14 protein-coding genes and 2 pseudogenes are annotated in these 17,204 nt (G+C 38.2%); 15 read left to right on the forward strand and 1 reads right to left on the reverse strand.

Annotated elements, in window-relative coordinates; genetic code table 11:
• Positions 1-337: 337 nt before the first annotated feature.
• From ACJ004_RS04680 to ACJ004_RS04740, 13 genes and pseudogenes are all read left to right on the forward strand, one after another.
• Positions 338-757, forward strand: a pseudogene (locus ACJ004_RS04680) (substrate-binding domain-containing protein).
• 500 nt (positions 758-1,257) lie between these two features.
• On the forward strand, positions 1,258-2,541 hold the full coding sequence (locus ACJ004_RS04685) for an ABC transporter substrate-binding protein (protein ID WP_410891417.1): 1,284 nt from the start codon (positions 1,258-1,260) through the stop codon (positions 2,539-2,541).
• 37 nt (positions 2,542-2,578) lie between these two features.
• Positions 2,579-3,520, forward strand: a complete 942-nt coding sequence (locus ACJ004_RS04690) for a carbohydrate ABC transporter permease (RefSeq protein WP_410891418.1) — start codon at positions 2,579-2,581, stop codon at positions 3,518-3,520.
• Between the two features lies 1 nt (position 3,521).
• Positions 3,522-4,343, forward strand: a complete 822-nt coding sequence (locus ACJ004_RS04695; protein WP_410892120.1) for a carbohydrate ABC transporter permease — start codon at positions 3,522-3,524, stop codon at positions 4,341-4,343.
• Between the two features lie 20 nt (positions 4,344-4,363).
• On the forward strand, positions 4,364-5,152 hold the full coding sequence (locus ACJ004_RS04700) for a sugar phosphate isomerase/epimerase family protein (RefSeq protein WP_410891419.1): 789 nt from the start codon (positions 4,364-4,366) through the stop codon (positions 5,150-5,152).
• 2 nt (positions 5,153-5,154) lie between these two features.
• Entirely contained in the window at positions 5,155-6,123 is a 969-nt protein-coding gene (locus ACJ004_RS04705) for a Gfo/Idh/MocA family protein (protein ID WP_410891420.1), read from the forward strand.
• Between the two features lie 18 nt (positions 6,124-6,141).
• Positions 6,142-7,050: a myo-inosose-2 dehydratase gene (gene iolE / locus ACJ004_RS04710; protein ID WP_410891422.1), complete on the forward strand. Its 909-nt coding sequence runs from the start codon at positions 6,142-6,144 to the stop codon at positions 7,048-7,050.
• A 27-nt stretch (positions 7,051-7,077) separates the two neighbouring features.
• Positions 7,078-8,070: a LacI family DNA-binding transcriptional regulator gene (locus ACJ004_RS04715; RefSeq protein WP_410891423.1), complete on the forward strand. Its 993-nt coding sequence runs from the start codon at positions 7,078-7,080 to the stop codon at positions 8,068-8,070.
• Between the two features lie 105 nt (positions 8,071-8,175).
• On the forward strand, positions 8,176-9,177 hold the full coding sequence (iolC, locus tag ACJ004_RS04720) for a 5-dehydro-2-deoxygluconokinase (RefSeq protein WP_410891425.1): 1,002 nt from the start codon (positions 8,176-8,178) through the stop codon (positions 9,175-9,177).
• A 50-nt stretch (positions 9,178-9,227) separates the two neighbouring features.
• Complete coding sequence (locus tag ACJ004_RS04725; protein WP_410891426.1) at positions 9,228-10,691, forward strand: CoA-acylating methylmalonate-semialdehyde dehydrogenase; 1,464 nt, start codon at positions 9,228-9,230, stop codon at positions 10,689-10,691.
• 95 nt (positions 10,692-10,786) lie between these two features.
• Positions 10,787-12,706, forward strand: a complete 1,920-nt coding sequence (gene iolD, locus ACJ004_RS04730) for a 3D-(3,5/4)-trihydroxycyclohexane-1,2-dione acylhydrolase (decyclizing) (RefSeq protein ID WP_410891427.1) — start codon at positions 10,787-10,789, stop codon at positions 12,704-12,706.
• A gap of 156 nt (positions 12,707-12,862) precedes the next feature.
• Positions 12,863-13,720, forward strand: coding sequence for a class II fructose-bisphosphate aldolase (locus ACJ004_RS04735; RefSeq protein WP_410891429.1), 858 nt, complete (start codon positions 12,863-12,865; stop codon positions 13,718-13,720).
• Entirely contained in the window at positions 13,713-14,501 is a 789-nt protein-coding gene (locus ACJ004_RS04740; protein WP_410891430.1) for a 5-deoxy-glucuronate isomerase, read from the forward strand. The genes ACJ004_RS04735 and ACJ004_RS04740 overlap by 8 nt, the downstream gene beginning before the upstream one ends.
• Positions 14,502-15,005: 504 nt before the next feature.
• Here the strand turns inward: ACJ004_RS04740 and ACJ004_RS04745 are convergent.
• A pseudogene (locus tag ACJ004_RS04745) lies at positions 15,006-15,316 on the reverse strand (ornithine cyclodeaminase family protein); the annotation flags it as partial.
• A 251-nt stretch (positions 15,317-15,567) separates the two neighbouring features.
• Here ACJ004_RS04745 and ACJ004_RS04750 point away from each other — a divergent pair.
• Positions 15,568-15,837, forward strand: coding sequence for a hypothetical protein (locus ACJ004_RS04750; RefSeq protein ID WP_410891432.1), 270 nt, complete (start codon positions 15,568-15,570; stop codon positions 15,835-15,837).
• 564 nt (positions 15,838-16,401) lie between these two features.
• Positions 16,402-17,118, forward strand: a complete 717-nt coding sequence (locus ACJ004_RS04755; protein WP_410891433.1) for a GntR family transcriptional regulator — start codon at positions 16,402-16,404, stop codon at positions 17,116-17,118.
• The last annotated feature ends 86 nt before the right edge of the window (positions 17,119-17,204 follow it).

The following is a 17,204-nucleotide window of genomic DNA, read 5'->3' on the forward strand; positions in this document are numbered from 1 at the left end:
AAAATATAATTTTTATGACTGAGTTCTAAATTTAATAGGACTCAGTTTTTTCTTTTGATCTTGATTTAAATGAGGATTCTTCTATCGAAAGGGTGGAAGCGTTATCTTTTGCTGAAGAAAAACGGTAGAATAGAAATGAAAAGAAGTTCATTTGGCCACTGTTTCTATAAAGACAAACTTAGATAACTATTTTTTTGTAGCCAACAAAAATTACTTAGATAATTTATCCAAATAATATGGTGGTTTCCCTTATATTTAATCATGAATCAATATCTTATAGCGGTTCTTCACATAAAAACATGTGCCAAATAGGAGTAAATGATTTTGTCGGAGAAAAATGGCTGCAATACACCTATTAGAGCACGGCCATCGTCACATTGGCGTTATTTGTGAAGAGGATGGAACTCCAAACAATCATGACCGGCTCCTTGGCTGTAAAGCAGCAGTACAGGAATGGAAACTGGACCAGTCATTAACTGTTATACATGCGGAATCGACCATTTATTCAGCATGGGAAGCTTCCCAAAAGGTCTTCAGCAGAATTCATATGTCACAGGTATAGTCTGTTGTAATGATTTATTAGCAATTGGTCCGATCTTTGGGGTTGCGGGTACCGAAAGATATACCAATCGTAGGGGTTGACTGCACCATGTTCGCAATAACCTTTGAGCCGAGCTTAACAACGGTTGTCCAGCCTTTGAATAAGATGTATGAAGTAGCCGTTCAAATGTTTGTAGATGAAATAGAGTCAAATTAGATCATTGAGAGAAAATTAGTTTTTGAACCGAAATTATTTATAGAAAATCAACTAGTTTATGTCCGGTTTAATCAAATATTCAAAAGTTAGAAGTGGAATTATGTCCGAAAAAAAGCTGTGTATCTCATTCGAAAGAATAGGGAACATAGATTTTTTACTTCCTATTATCTACCATTTTATTCCCTTAAGAAAAAGTTAATTACATAATAAGTAATTATTCAAAATATTTATAAAAAATAAAAAATAAGTATTGTAAAAATATTATGAAAAATATATGATAATTAATGTAAGCGCTTAATAATTCTTTCATGATAGTTACAAAAAATTCAATCTAGGCGGGTGGTAAAGAATAAAATGGAAATAATAGAAAATAGCTGAAAAATAAAGAATATAAGGGTATTTACCATTAGCTTGATGCTTTGATTTACAAGATTTTTCAAAACAATCATGTAAGAATTTACATTTATAGAAGGAACATAAACTTGAAAGGGGTATAAATTGTGAATAAAAAAAGACTAATTAAGAGTTGCGTTTTCTTAATGATCATGACAATGTTGTTTCTTACTGCGTGTAATCAACAATCTGCTACATCAAATGGAAAGGTCACTATTACATTTTCAGTAGCAGAATATGATTCGCAAATTAAACCTGAAATGCAAGATTTAATCAAGAGATTTGAAAAGGCCAATCCAAAAATTCAAGTGAAACTTCTTGTTAGTAACTGGAATGATTATCATGACCGTCTAGTTACATGGATTTCAGGTAATCAAGCGCCTGACATCGCAAATCTATCTGGCTTATGGCTAGGTGAGTTTAAAGATATGAATGCGATTCAGCCTGTAGATTCATATGCTAGCTCAGATTTTCTTAAAGGATTTGTTCAAGGCCCGCTAGATTCATTTAAAGACAGCAATGGAAAACTATCAGGATTACCATTTTTCCTTGATCCAAGGGTGCTTTATTATCGAAAGGACTTATTTGCACAAAACCATTTATCAGCACCGAAAACATGGGATGACATTTATAAAGATGCAAAAGTGTTAACTTCTACCTCAAATGTGTACGGATTTGGAGTGGGCGGTAAGTATCCAAACGTTATGACTGGTTTAGAGTACTTCTATTTTAATTCAGATTCGAATGTAACCGCTTCACATTTTGGACCAAAGCACCAATTATTGTACAACTCACCTGAGGGAATTAAATCATTAGACTTCTTAAATAAGCTTGTAAAAGAAAATTTAACAAACCCTAATCCAAATGCAGTGGAATGGGAAAATGGAGTTCAGCCAATTTTCCAAGCTGGAAAAGTCGGAATGATGATCACCGGACCATGGTTTGCTTCTATGCTGGATCAAGCAAAGATCCAATATGGTATGGTACCGATTCCAACAGCAGAGCCTGGAATGAAATCGAGAGCAGTCATGCAACCAGATGTCCTATCAGTTATGACGACTGATTCATCGAAAAAAGCAGGTATTGAGAAATTCCTGCAGTTTATCTATCAACCAGAAAACCGTTTAAACTTTGCTGTTAAACACGGTGCTATTCCAGAGTTGAACTCCGTATTAAATGATTCGAAATGGTATAATTTACCTAATAATAAATTTTTTGCCTCTCTTGTACCAACTGCGATCAACAAATATGAAGATGTAGGTAAATACGGAGATCAAATGGACCATGTGGTAACAGATGAAATCCAAAAAGTATATTTACAGCAGCAAATTCCTGCACAAGCTCTTAAAACAGCAAGTCAAAAAGTAAAAGATTTGTATTCAAATAATTAATTGTTTAATTTCTCTAACGTGAGTGGAGGTGAACGGCTTGTCTTTACAAGCTGAAGTCGAACAAAATTTGAAGGTAACAGCTGCCAAAAAACGAAGAAAAAAATCTCCATTTCAAATGGTATTGCCTTACCTACTCGTATTACCTACATTGCTTTTAGTATTTGTCACGCTTATTTACCCGCTGTTTAAAACACTATTACTTTCGATCTCAAAGGTTAATAGAATTGGACAAATACAATCGATTGGTTTCTTAGGAAATTTCAGATCCGTACTATCTCAAGATGGAATTGGAACCATTTTATGGCAGACTATTTTGTGGGTCATCATTACGGTAGGTGTCACATTTGTTTTGGCCTATATGCTTGCACTCATTTTAAATGAGAAATTCCGTTTTAGAAGAATGGCTTATATGTTAATCGTTTTACCATGGGCGGCTCCGCTAAGTATTGCCACGATGAGCTGGATGTGGATATTCCATGGGGATTTGGGGCCATTGAATCAAATCTTAAAGGATTTACATCTTATCCAGCAGTTCCATCAATGGCTGGGAACACCCGTATCAGCATTCATCGCCGTTTGTATCGTTGGAATCTGGTCAAACATTTCTTTTATAGTTATAACCTTAATCGCAGGCTTGCAATCTATTGATCCAGAATTATATGAATCTTGTTCACTAGATGGTGCAGGACCAATTACAAAATTCTATCATATCACTTGGCCGTTAATGAAAACGGTAAACTCGTTAGTAATTGTTTTATCCGTAATATGGGCATTTAATGCTTTCCCGATAATTTGGATTTTAACGAAGGGCGGGCCAGCAGGAGGAACGGAAACTTTAGTGACTCTTATTTATAAATTATCATTTGTAAAGATTGACTTTGGACAGGCTTCGGCGCTATCTATTTTTACTTTCCTAATTATGACGGTCTTTACCGTTGTATACTTCTTCATTAGTAAAAGGGGGGGAAATCGTGCTTAATATGAGACTGAACGGTTGGGCTACAATCAAATGGAGCTTTCTCTTAATCATGATTGTCCTGCTTGATTTCCCTTTTTTCATCATGCTGATTACATCATTAAAAACAAAAGCGGAAGTTTTTAATACGTCTATTTTCTTACCGAAGCATTGGGAATTTGCAAACTATATTAAACTTTGGAAAAGTACAGGATTAGGAAATTATTTTTTAAATAGTATAAAGATTTCTTTAGGTTCAACGATTCTAGTACTATTATTTTCCATTCCAACTGCGTATGCGTTAAGTCGCTTACAATTTATTGGGAAAAACATCATCTTATCTCTGTTACTAGTGATTCAAATGTTTTCGCCAATTGTGATCTTAGTACCGCTATATAAAATGTTTGCGATGAATCATTTGCTGGATAATATCTGGTCATTAATTCTTATTAATACAACGTTCTCGATTTCATTTGCAGTTTGGTTTATGTATACGTTTTTTAATCATATACCAACTGAAATTGATGAAGCTGCACAAATTGATGGTTGTAATGAAATGACAACATTATTCAAAATTTTAGCGCCATTAGCCGTCCCTTCGATTGTAACGGTTGCGATTTTCTCGTTTATTAATGCTTGGAACGAGTTTCTCTTCGCCTTAACGTTTATTCAAAGTGACAACAAAATGCCAATTACCATTGGGTTATATAGTTTTGTCGGCAGATACGATGTTCAATGGAATTACATGATGGGTGCTTCACTGCTCAGTACAATTCCAGTACTAATTTTATTCATACTGATCCACAAACATCTTGTAAAAGGCCTTGCAGCCGGGGCAATCAAATAATGAATTAGGAGATTTCAAATATGAAAATTGCATGCAGTTCTCAAACCTTCGATACACAATTATTAGAAAAAAAGCTGAGTTTAAAAGAGTTCATTCAATTTTGTTCTACCCACGATTTTATTAAGGGAGTAGAGCTGGAGGATAAACACATTTTTTATCCAGAAGATCAAGAATATTTAAACGGAATTGTTGATTTAAGTAAACAATTTCAGCTTCCAATTGTGAATCTAGCGTTTGATTGCAACTTTGGCTATGAGTCAATCGAAAAAAATGAATTAGAGCTACATAAAGTTCAAGAATGGATCAAAGTAGCAAAAACTTTGCAGATTCCAAACTTCCGACTTTTCGCAGGATGGCCGGATGTAAACAAAGAAGAACAATGGAATACTATGATTCAATATGTAAATAAAGCCAGTGATTTAATTGAACAGGCAGGTATGACAGTAGTGATTGAAAACCATAATCATGGCGGGTTTTTATCTAGCAGCGATGATGTATTAAGGTTATTTAAAGACTTAAACCGTCCATCTATTAAACTATTATTAGATACCGGAAATTATGTCGATCAATTAAGTGGTGTATTAAAAACAGCCCACTATTCTGGACATGTTCACGCAAAAGTGAAGGAAATTACCGAAACGGGTGAAGCCGTTGATATTGAGTATCCAACAATATTGAAAAAATTATCTGAAGTTCAGTATGATGGCTGGCTGTCCATTGAGTACGAAGGAAACGAAGAACCGAAATCGATTGTAAATCTTTTTGGGGAATTTTTAAAAAATAATTTAACAGAATTACTGGAGGTATAAACATGAAAATTGGTATTGTTGGCGCAGGAAATATGGGTTCACTGCATGCATTGCTGCTTAAAAATCGCCCAGATGTGGAATTTATGGGCGTTACGGATATCGATTTAGACCGTTGTAAGCTATTTTGTGAAACTCATGGTGGAAAAGTCTATCGTTCGGTTGCTGAAATGGTTCAAGCTGGTACAGAGGTTGTTTTTGTAACGATTCCGAACACAAAACATAAGGAAGTTGTCGTCTCCGCATTAAAAGAAGGAGCTATCGTATTTTGTGAAAAACCATTTGTGACAGACATGAGAGACGCCGATGAAATCATGAGTGTTCTAGGCGGACAAGAAAATCGCGTTTATGTTGGATTTAATAGACGATTTGCGCCAGTTTATGCGGAATCAAAGAAATTGATCAATAACGGGTTCAAGGTGTTTTCTGGAAACATCATCATGAATGACGGTGATATGACATCGCCGCCATGGGTAACGAATGTGGAATTAACTGGCGGGTTTTTATATGACTCCACCATCCATATGTTCGATATGGTTCGCTATTTAATAGGTGAAATTCGCGAAGTAAGCTGTGTTGCACAGCAATGCTTATATCCTTTACAAGATAATTTTTCCTGCATGTTTAGAACAGAGGGAGGACAATCGCTTGTATTAAGTACGAATGGGCATGCGTCCTGGACTTGGCCATCTGAAAGAATCCAGCTTTGGGGAGATCATGGAACAATCGTGACGGAAGAACTGGACTTAGTTACTGAATGCGGTCCGTTTAAACCAGAACAACAAACAACAAATGTAAGAAACTTAGATCGTAACTTAAAATGGGGATATGTCCAAATGCATCAAGATTTCTTAGATTCAGTTAAAAATAAAACACCATTTAGTGTTACAGCTGAGGATGGTTACAAATCAGTGCTTATTACCGATGCTTGCTACCGCAGCGCAAGTGAAGGCGGAAAAATAATTTATTTATGATAAAGGGAGAGAATAAATATGAAGCCATTATATAACTGTCAATTAGCTGTTTCGCCAATTAACTGGGCAAATGATGATATGCATGATTTAGGAGATCATTATTCCTTTTCACAAATCGTAGATGAAATGAGTGAGCTTGGTTTTCTCGGTACGGAACTTGGCAGAAAGTATCCAAGAGATATTGCAACTTTACAGAGTGAACTTGGGAAGCGCAATTTATCTTTAACTTCCGGCTGGTGCGATATTCTCTTCTCAGACCCGGATTATTTAGAAGAAAGCTTACAAAAGTTTCAAGCACATGTATTATTCTTAAAACTGATGGGCTCCAAATATGTTGTTACAGCAGATGGTGGTGGTTCTGTCCATTGGGATCCAAGAGAAGACCGTTCAAATAAAGGAATTAAGAAATATACAGAACGGGAATGGGAATCACTTTGTAAAGGATTAAATATTGCCGGACAATTTTGCCGCAAGCACCGAATGACACTTGTTTATCATATTCATACGGGAACTGGGGTAGAAACATTAGAAGAAACAGACAGACTATGTGCAGGAACTGACCCAGAAGTGGTATCGTTATTAGTAGATACAGGTCATTTGTACTATTGTGGAGTAGATCCAGTTGATGTCATAAAAAAATATCGGGACCGCGTAAAGTATATCCATCTAAAAGATGTGCGCGAAGATGTACTACAAACGGTTAAAGAAAAACTAATTAACTTTAATGATTCAGTACGATTAGGGATTTTTACAGTACCTGGAGATGGTGCGATCGATTTCAAACCTTTCTTTACAGAATTGGCTGAGATCAATTATCAAGGCTGGCTGGTCATTGAAGCAGAACAGGATTCTGTTGTAGCGAATCCGGTAGAATATGCAAAAAAATCAATTCAATATATCGAATCGATTACAAATCTAAAGTTATAGTTTTAGGAGAACGGAGTTGTATGTAGGGTGACTGTCACTATTTACGATGTTGCAGAAAAAGCAGGGGTTTCTATTGCTACAGTATCAAGAGTTATTAATGAACACCCAAGTGTGAAAAATGAGACGAAGAAAAAGGTTTTTGAAGTGATTCATCGGTTGAATTATCAGTACAATTCAGCTGCAGCCACTTTAGCAACTGGGAAAACCAATACTGTCGCATTAATAACTCCTAACAATAGTAACCCTTTCTATTCGGAAGTGGCAGAAGGCATTTATCAAGAAGCATTAAATAAAGGAATCAATGTTTTTACGTATAATATGCCGTTGGATCAAGATAAAGATATTCCATTCTTAAACCAGCGGCTTGTTGACGGAATATTGGCGATGGATATTTCCATCCATCAAGTAGAAAAGCTGAGAAATCAAGTTAGTAATTTAGTATTGATCGGAAATGATATGCTTGATGGAAAAACAAATTGTGTCATAACCGATAATTTCGCGGGCATTCAGTTAGCAATGAATCACTTAGTTCAATCCGGGCATAAAAAAATCGCATTCATCTCTGAACCTCCTAATTACAATGATATAAAAGCAAGAATCCGAGCGTACCAAGCCCTTATGTTTGAACATGAATGTTCAAAATATTGTGAAGTACTGATAGCAGAAGGATCAGGGATTAAAGATGGGGAAAAGATGGCTGCTAATCTGATCAAAAGTGGTATAAAGAATACTGCCTATGTTGTCAGCAATGATATGATAGCGATTGGTCTTAAAAAATCATTAAAAGCAACAGGTCTTCAAATACCAGCAGATATCTCGATTATTGGCTTTGACGGTTCATGGATTTCGACGGTTGTCGAACCGCCGTTAACAACAGTTAAACAGCCGATGCATGAATTAGGTGAAGCAGGACTTTCATTATTATTAGATATCATTAAACAAGAGCATTCTTCACCAAGAAAAATTGTTTTAAATCCTTCTTTTCAGCTCGGTGGTACAACAAAAAAACTAAATATTTAAACTTAATTGAATAGGACATGTTGATTGGATGTAGTGATATCAGCATGTCCTTATTGTTTAGTATTAAATAGTTCCATTAATTTTCAAGGAAAAGGACGGGAGAATATGAACCCGCTAAAATTTAACCAAAATCGTCCGCTAGATATTGTTGCTATTGGTCGGCTATGCATTGACTTGAATGCCAATGAGACAAACCGCCCGATGGAGGAGACCAGTACATTTACCAAGTACGTTGGCGGTTCTCCTGCGAACATTGCCATTGGTTCAGCCAGGCTAGGCCAAAAAACAGGCTTTATCGGTAAAGTATCTGATGATCAGATGGGCCGTTTTATCAAAGATTACTTAGAAAAAAATGCAATTGATACAACAGGCGTGAAGATTGATCGTACTGGTGGGGTTACGGGTCTTGCTTTTACAGAAATCAAAAGCCCTGAGGATTGCAGTATTTTGATGTACCGCGACAATGTAGCCGATTTGAAGCTTCATCCATCTGAAGTAGATGTGAATTATATTAAACAATCAAAATCGCTATTGATTTCCGGGACAGCCCTTGCAAAAAGCCCCTCACGTGAAGCGGTATTTTTGGCACTCGAATATGCAATGGAGCATGAGGTAACCGTTTTCTTTGACCTAGATTACCGTCCATATACCTGGACTGACGAAGCTGAAACGGCTGTTTATTATAATCTGGCTGCAGAAAAATGTGATGTTATTATCGGTACACGTGAAGAGTTCGATATGATGGAAAAATTGTTAAATATCGAAGAATCAAATGACCATTATACAGCGTCCCGCTGGTTCTCATACCGCGCAGACCTTGTTGTCATTAAACACGGCGGCGCCGGATCCATTGCATATACAAAAGACGGTGGATCACATAGGAGCGGAATTTTCCGGACGAATGTTCTGAAAACATTTGGGGCAGGCGACTCGTATGCCTCGGCATTCATATACGGACTGATGAATGGGAAAGACGTATCAGAGGCAATGAAGTTGGGCAGTGCTTCGGCATCGATTGTCATTTCGCGTCATAGCTGCTCCGATGCGATGCCAACAAAGGAAGAACTTCAACATCATATGGATACGGCAGTCTATGAATTGGCTTAATGAAATATCTAAAAGTTTGGTAGATTTTAATAAGAAAGGAAGAGTTTCAGATGACATTGACAACAGTAAAAACGTTGAAAAATTATATTAACGGCGAATGGGCAGAGTCAACAGCAGAAAAGACAGAGGTAGTTTACAATCCTGCAACGGGAGAAGAGCTGGCAATCGTACGACTTTCCACAAAAGAAGAGGTTGACCGGGCTGTTCAAGCGGCGCATGAAGCATTTCAAACATGGTCTCAAGTAGCTGTTCCAAAACGCGGTCGCATTCTTTTCAAATATCAGCAGCTTCTTGTAGATCATTGGGATGAACTTGCAAAACTCGTAACCATCGAAAACGGAAAAAGCTTTGCAGAAGCACATGGTGAAGTACTTCGCGGCATTGAGTGTGTGGAATTTGCAGCAGGAATTCCAAATCTAATGATGGGGAAACAGCTTCCGGATATAGCATCAGGACTTGAATCAGGTATGTACCGTTATCCGATTGGCGTAGTAGGCGGGATTACACCATTTAATTTTCCAATGATGGTTCCATGCTGGATGTTCCCATTGGCAATTGCTTGTGGAAATACATTTGTTTTAAAACCATCTGAACGCACTCCTCTGCTTGCGGCACGCCTAGCTGAATTATTTGATGAAGCTGGTCTTCCAAAAGGAGTATTAAACATTGTCAATGGTGCACATGATGTCGTGAACGGTTTATTAGATCATAAGCTTGTGAAGGCCATTTCTTTCGTTGGTTCACAGCCTGTCGCAGAGTATGTGTACAAAATGGGTACGGCAAACTTAAAGCGTGTTCAAGCTCTTTCAGGAGCAAAAAATCATTCTATCGTCTTAAAGGATGCGAATCTTGATGTAACTGTATCACAAATTGCCAGTGCTGCATTCGGTTCAGCGGGAGAACGCTGCATGGCAGCGGCAGTCGTTGCTGTTGAAGAGTCAATTGCAGATCAATTAATTGAAAAACTTCAACAAGCTGCGGATGACATTATGATCGGAAATGGACTAGATAAAGGAGTATTTTTAGGGCCAGTTATTCGCCAAAACCATAAAGAGCGTACACTTGGTTATATCGAAGCTGGAATTGAAGAAGGCGCAACATTGCTGCGTGACGGCCGTAATGACGAAGCAACTAGCGGTAATGGGTACTTTGTTGGACCAACCATCTTCGATCACGTCACACAAGAAATGAAAATTTGGCAGGATGAAATCTTTGCACCGGTTCTATCCATCGTCCGTGTAAAAGATTTAACTGAAGCGATTGATTTAGCTAACGCTTCTGTTTTTGCGAACGGTGCATGTATTTATACAGACAGCGCATCTGCTGTCCGCCAATTCCGTGAAACCATTGATGCGGGTATGCTTGGTGTCAATATTGGTGTCCCGGCACCGATGGCATTCTTCCCATTTTCAGGCTATAAAGGTTCCTTCTACGGAGATCTACATGCGAATGGTACAGATGGAGTTGAATTCTATACTAGAAAGAAAATGCTTACAGCTCGTTATGTAAAGTAATTCGGTCTATAAAAGGGAAGTGGTGGGATGGAGAAAGTCCGTGCTGCATCCCTTTTTTTTTTGAAAAAACGTTATGAAAGAGAGGAGATTGACTAGTGGGTACGATTCGTTTAACGACAGCACAGGCGCTAGTAAAATTTTTGAACGCACAATATGTAGAATTTGATGGCAAGCAAGAGAGGTTTGTAAAAGGGATCTTTACGATTTTTGGCCATGGGAATGTGCTTGGACTTGGTCAGGCTTTAGAAGAAAATCCAGGCGAATTGGAAGTCTTTCAAGGACGGAATGAACAAGGGATGGCGAATGCAGCGATGGCCTTTGCTAAGCAGAAACTTCGAAAACAGATAATGGCCTGCACCGCTTCTGTCGGCCCGGGATCGGCCAACATGATTACGTCCGCTGCTACGGCAACGGCGAACAATATTCCTGTTCTTTTACTCCCTGGTGATGTATTCGCGACACGGCAGCCTGATCCTGTCCTGCAGCAAATTGAACAGACGCACAATTTATCGATTTCTACGAATGACGCTTTCCATGCTGTTAGTAAGTATTGGGATCGCATCAGCCGTCCTGAGCAGCTAATGTCTGCGATGCTAAACGCTATGCGTGTTTTAACAAACCCTGCTGATACGGGTGCCGTTACGATTGCTCTGCCGCAGGATGTACAAGGAGAGGCATGGGATTTTCCCGAAAGATTTTTTGAAAAGCGGGTTCATCGAATTGAACGCCGTCAGCCTTCTGTGGAAAGTGTACAGGATGCAGTGAACCTCATTCAATCAAAGAAGAAGCCTTTATTAATTTTAGGCGGAGGAGTCCGCTATTCAGAAGCGGCAGATACTTTCTTAGCATTTGCTGAAAAATTTCATATTCCATTTGGGGAAACACAGGCAGGTAAAAGTGGTGTGGAAAGTACTCATCCGCTGAATCTTGGTGGACTTGGTGTAACAGGTAACTCGGCAGCCAATGTAATCGCAAAAGACGCAGATTTAATCATTGCGGTTGGCACTCGCTTTACTGATTTTACAACCGCTTCTAAGCAATTGTTTGGTAAAGCAGACATTCTGACTATCAATATCTCAGAATTCCACGCAGCGAAATTGGATGCAGTGAAGTTAGTTGCTGATGCCAAGGCTGGTATTGAGGCCATTTCCTCTGGCCTCGAAGACTATGTTTCCGGCTATCAATATGAAATCGTGGAAGCGAAGCAAGAATGGGCGGATGAATTGACTCGCCTTAACGAGGTTACATATAGAGAAAATTTCACACCAGAAATCGCCGGACATTTGGATAATAAGCTGTCTGAATATAAAGAAGTACTTAAATCTGTCCTAACACAAACTAGTGTGATTGGCAAGGTGAATGAACTTCTCGATAATAATGCCGTGATTGTGGGGGCCGCGGGAAGTCTGCCAGGTGACTTGCAACGTATGTGGGTATCGAAATCTCGTAACACCTATCATATGGAATATGGTTATTCTTGCATGGGGTATGAGATTGCTGGGGCGTTCGGTGCGAAGCTTGCGGAGCCTAACAAGGAAGTTTACGCGATGACAGGGGATGGAAGTTATTTGATGCTCCATACTGAACTTGTCACAAGCCTTCAGGAAGGGAAAAAAATCAATGTCATCCTATTTGATAACTCTGGATTCGGTTGTATTAACAATTTACAAATGGAAAATGGCATGGGAAGTTTTGCCACAGAATTCCGTAAACGAAATCCGGAAACTGGGAAATTGGATGGGTCCGTGATGACGATTGATTTTGCAAAAGTGGCAGAAGGCTACGGTGTAAAAACTTATTCCGTTCGTACAATGGAAGAACTAGAAGCGGCGATTATTGACTCGAAAAAACAGCAGGTCAGCACGCTGATAGATATTAAAGTATTACCCAAAACAATGACACATGGCTACGGTTCCTGGTGGAATGTGGGAATTGCCGAAGTCTCTGAAAAAGAAAGCATCCAGGCTGCATATGAAAAAAACCAAACAAATCTAGAAAACGCGCGTGCGTACTAATGGGGGTAACGAAAATGTTTGAGGGAAAGCATGTTCATTTAAAGGATGTCTGACGATGAAGCGGACCAAGATCCTACAGTAGCGAAGCCTTTTGAGTATGCATTGAAAGCAAGCCACTATATCCGCTAAACCAGCGGATTATAAAGGAGAAAGACCATGACATTAGTAAAAATGAAAGAGATTCTTAAACATGCCAAGGCAAATCATTATGGTGTAGGAGCGTTTAGTGTAGCCAACATGGAAATGGTGATGGGGGCTATCCGAGCAGCAGAGGAACTTCGCTCTCCACTTATTTTGCAAATTGCGGAAGTCCGTTTGAAGCATTTTCCGCTTCATTTATTTGGTCCAGTAATGGTAGCGGCGGCAAAGGAAGCGACAGTTCCGGTGGCAGTACACTTTGACCATGGTTTGACAGAAGAAAAGATCCTTGAGGCGCTTGAAATTGGTTTTTCTTCTATTATGTATGATGGCTCTCACCATCCTCTTGAAAAGAATATTGCCGAAACGAAGAAAATGGCTGCCATTGCGCGGGAATTTGGGGCAACGGTAGAAGCGGAGGTTGGCCAGGTTGGCGGCAGTGAAGACGGTTCTGTTGATCTTGAAGTTTTGATCACTTCAACGGAAGAGGCCAAGCGATTCGCTTCTGAAACAGGGATTGACGCACTGGCGATTGCAATCGGCAATGCACACGGAATGTATAAAGGAGAACCAAAATTACGAATGGACCGTTTAGAAGAAATCGATCGTGAAGTGGATATTCCGCTTGTGCTTCACGGCGGTTCGGGAATTTCAGAGACTGATTTTCGGACTTGTATCCACCATGGCATCAGGAAAATTAACATAGCTACTTCAACCTTTAACCATTTTGTCCATATGGTCAATGAGGAAGCTCCATTCAAGGATTATTTTACCTATCATGGGTCTGTAATTGAAGCAGCTGCAGAAAATGTAAAACGCCATATGCATATGTTTCAAAGTGTGGGGCGTGTGAAAGGGGATAAAGTGTATGTATGAAAAGCTTGGTGAATTAAAACATGGCTATACCATGATTACAGATATGGAAAGCAAGCATCCTGAAATGCTTCAGGATATCGGTATATCCACATTGGCTGAGGGTGAAGCCAATGTGCTTTTTGATGATAGCAAAGAAACTGCTATCCTTCTTCTTGAAGGTGCCGTACTTTTAGAATGGAACGGGCACTCACAAGAAATAAAGCGCGATAGTGTATTTGAAGAAGACCCATGGTGTCTGCATGTTCCAAAAGAGGTAGAAGTGAAGGTCACTGCGCATGCGAACAGTGAAGTGCTTGTTCAAAAAACGGATAATGAAAATACCTTCGAAGCAAAGTTATATTCGCCGGAAGATTGTTCGAGCACCGTTGCTGGTGAAGGAGTTTGGAATGGAACGGCGGAACGTGTCATCCGGACCATATTTGATTATAACAATGCTCCTTATTCCAATCTTGTGATTGGGGAGGTTATTTCTTACCCTGGCCGCTGGTCAAGTTATCCACCGCATCATCATGATCAGCCTGAGGTTTATTACTATCGTTTTGATAAGCCGCAGGGTTTTGGATGTGCAATGGTTGGACCAGAAACATACCGTGTCGAACATAACAGCTATATTACAATCCCGGGTGAACTGGACCATCCGCAAGCAACAGCACCTGGTTATGCAATGTATTTTTGCTGGATGATTCGCCATCTCGAAAACAATCCATGGACAGAGCGTATATTTGAGGAAGAGCATAAATGGCTGCTTGAACCTGATGCAAAAATATGGCCTGAAAAGTAAAATGATAGAAAACATTGAAGAGATGTTTTACTTCGTAGTAAGTGATAGTAGAAGCCCTACGTAATGCTCCATCATCCAAAAGAAATTTACTTTCTTAGCTGATCTTGAATTGGTTGGAAAACGTTGTCGATACCAGCGACTTTCTAATATAATAAAACCGTAAAGGACGAACGAAAACTTTAAACGTGATTAAACAAAAACTGTGTAAGGCGTTGATTGAACGTTGATGTTGACGCCGATTTAATGGAATGAATGAGCGGAATATATAGCGTCAGTCTTCAAAACTGCAGTTAAAGTGCGTGGTTCAAAGTTTTGATATATCAACGTAGGGTGTTAAAACCCACCCAGTTTTTTTGTCATTTTAGGAGGGTTTGTTCACGTCCGAGAGTGCGAAACTGGGTATGTTGAAGACTCTATTTATGTACCTTCAAATTACAATATTTGGAGGTTTTTATTATGAGTAAAACTGTACGTAAGCATGGAAGAAATACCGTAACAAGAACAAATAACACACAACTTTTTTGAATCTTGACGGGATAAATATTGTGGTGCCCCCCCTGAAAAGGCACCTGTTCTAATCATCGTTAAATATGAGCCCTCCAAAAGAGCGATTGGTACCCCAGTCATAAAGTCTGATAGCATAACGACGCCTGTTATCGTTTTCTTACCTAATTTTTTGTTATTGGGTGCTACCGATACTACCTTTAATCCACAGTACCAAGATCCTCAGCTACCGAAGGCATAATTAAAGATGTATTTTGCCCATTATTAAAAGGAAGGGTTGCACGGATAGGTGTAATCGTTCTTTCTGCTGAATCCATTCCCCTTTACTTCTGTAAAAAGGCAGCCCAGTACGCCAATAAAATGGTTTAAGTAACTCAAAACGCTAAACTCTAATCCTATTTAAGTTTAGCGTTTTTTCTATTGTTATAACAATTCGAAAAAGTACAAAGTTTGACCATTCTGGATTTTTATTGTTCCTATTTTTGAATCCAGTTAATATCTTTATGGCACTATAATATTAATAAATAAGAAATAAACTTATATTTTATAGGAGTGACCATAATTGGATATTGAAAATACGCAAAAAGTCACATTTAAGTTGGAGAATGGCAAAGGGAAGCTTGAAGTAAAAGGGGAAATTATCGGGGAAAGCCGAATCCCATTTTTTGATGATTTAAAGTTTAAAGGGGTAATTGCTTTACTTAATTCCATCGATAAACAAAACTTTAATGAATCAGGGAATCCTCAACTATTTGATCATTTTATCAGGGAAATAGAAGAGACAATCGATGAAATGAAAAAATATGACCAATTTCAGGGGAAACTTAGCTGATCCAAGTATTTTCATAATCATCTTAAATTAGCTGGGTTTGTTTAAAAGAGAAGAATTACAACCATTCTTGCTGGGCTGCCCTTCCCAACTCGACGGCTGCTTTCCCTTGAAGAATCTTTAGAAAAGAACAAAGAACGATTAAAGAACCTTGTTAAAAAAGAACATACCCAAAAATATGAGTCCACAATAAGCTGGGCATCCGACTTAAAAGTTAAAAAAACAGAGAGACAGTCGGTATCCATATCATCCAAGTTAACGAAGTATAAGAAGTAATGGGGTCTCATTCAGTTTCAAAATGAAAGATGAGTAAAAGGAAACACATCGGAATGATCCATCCGATATGTTTTTTACATTGAACCTCTTTTAAAGGGATAAGTGTAATGAAATAGTAAACACCGCGATGTTAGAAGTTCGTAAAATAATAAGTGGGGAAACCATTCATAATCAAAATTTTTAAGGTACAAAATATTCAAAAAATATTGACAACGGAGGGAAATCACGGTAAATTATGTATTAATAGTATAAGGTTATAAAGTTATAATATTATAAATTAGGTGTGATTTTATGAAAATAGACAAAAATAATCATGTTCCTCTTTATCGTCAAGTGGAACTTGTATTAGAGGAAAAAATTAAATCCAAGCAGTGGGATATAGGTTATCAGCTGCCAACTGAACAGGAATTAGCTGATCTGTTTGATGTGAGTACCATTACAGTCAAACGGGCGGTCATTGAATTGGTAAACAAAGGGTATCTATATAGGCAGAGAGGGAAAGGGACATTTGTTGCAGGTACCACAAATGAACAAGACATCACTGCCATTTTTTCTTTAGTAACGGAGGAAGAAGAACATCCCCATGAATTAATTAGTTTTTCTATTGAAGATTCGGATAGAGAAGTCGCAGAGAAACTGGGGTTAGAACCTAAAACAAAGATCTTTAAGATAAAGCGTTTAAAGATTGAAAAAAATGAACCTGTGACACTTGAATATACGTATCTTCCGTATGAACTATGTACAAGTCTCACACCGGATGACATCAATAATGAACTGATTTACAATATTCTAAGGAAAAAATTTCATATATCGCTGGGCAAGGCAAAGTTATTTATTAAGCCATATATTGCTTTAGATGAAAAAGCAGATAGACTGCATATTGAACCTGGTACGCCAGTTTTTAAATGGGAGAGGTTTACCTACTCAAAACAAGGGGAGATCGTTGAATACTCGAAATTTTATGACCGTCAGGACAAAATTACCTACTATACAGAGATAAATATTTAATAATAACAGAGATCATTTTTATACTATAAAGTTATAATATTATATCTTTAAAGATTATAATATTATATTTTTTTAGAATTAAATAT

Source organism: Neobacillus sp. 204, assembly GCF_046562815.1.
In the GTDB taxonomy this organism is placed as follows: domain Bacteria; phylum Bacillota; class Bacilli; order Bacillales; family Cytobacillaceae; genus Neobacillus.

Coding starts and splice junctions, on each gene's coding strand:
- iolC (WP_410891425.1), top strand. CDS start 8,176: ATGAACCCGCTAAAATTTAACCAAAATCGTCCGCTAGATATTGTTGCT.
- ACJ004_RS04725 (WP_410891426.1), top strand. CDS start 9,228: ATGACATTGACAACAGTAAAAACGTTGAAAAATTATATTAACGGCGAA.
- ACJ004_RS04740 (WP_410891430.1), top strand. CDS start 13,713: ATGTATGAAAAGCTTGGTGAATTAAAACATGGCTATACCATGATTACA.
- ACJ004_RS04755 (WP_410891433.1), top strand. CDS start 16,402: ATGAAAATAGACAAAAATAATCATGTTCCTCTTTATCGTCAAGTGGAA.
- iolE (WP_410891422.1), top strand. CDS start 6,142: ATGAAGCCATTATATAACTGTCAATTAGCTGTTTCGCCAATTAACTGG.
- ACJ004_RS04700 (WP_410891419.1), top strand. CDS start 4,364: ATGAAAATTGCATGCAGTTCTCAAACCTTCGATACACAATTATTAGAA.
- ACJ004_RS04695 (WP_410892120.1), top strand. CDS start 3,522: ATGAGACTGAACGGTTGGGCTACAATCAAATGGAGCTTTCTCTTAATC.
- ACJ004_RS04705 (WP_410891420.1), top strand. CDS start 5,155: ATGAAAATTGGTATTGTTGGCGCAGGAAATATGGGTTCACTGCATGCA.
- ACJ004_RS04735 (WP_410891429.1), top strand. CDS start 12,863: ATGACATTAGTAAAAATGAAAGAGATTCTTAAACATGCCAAGGCAAAT.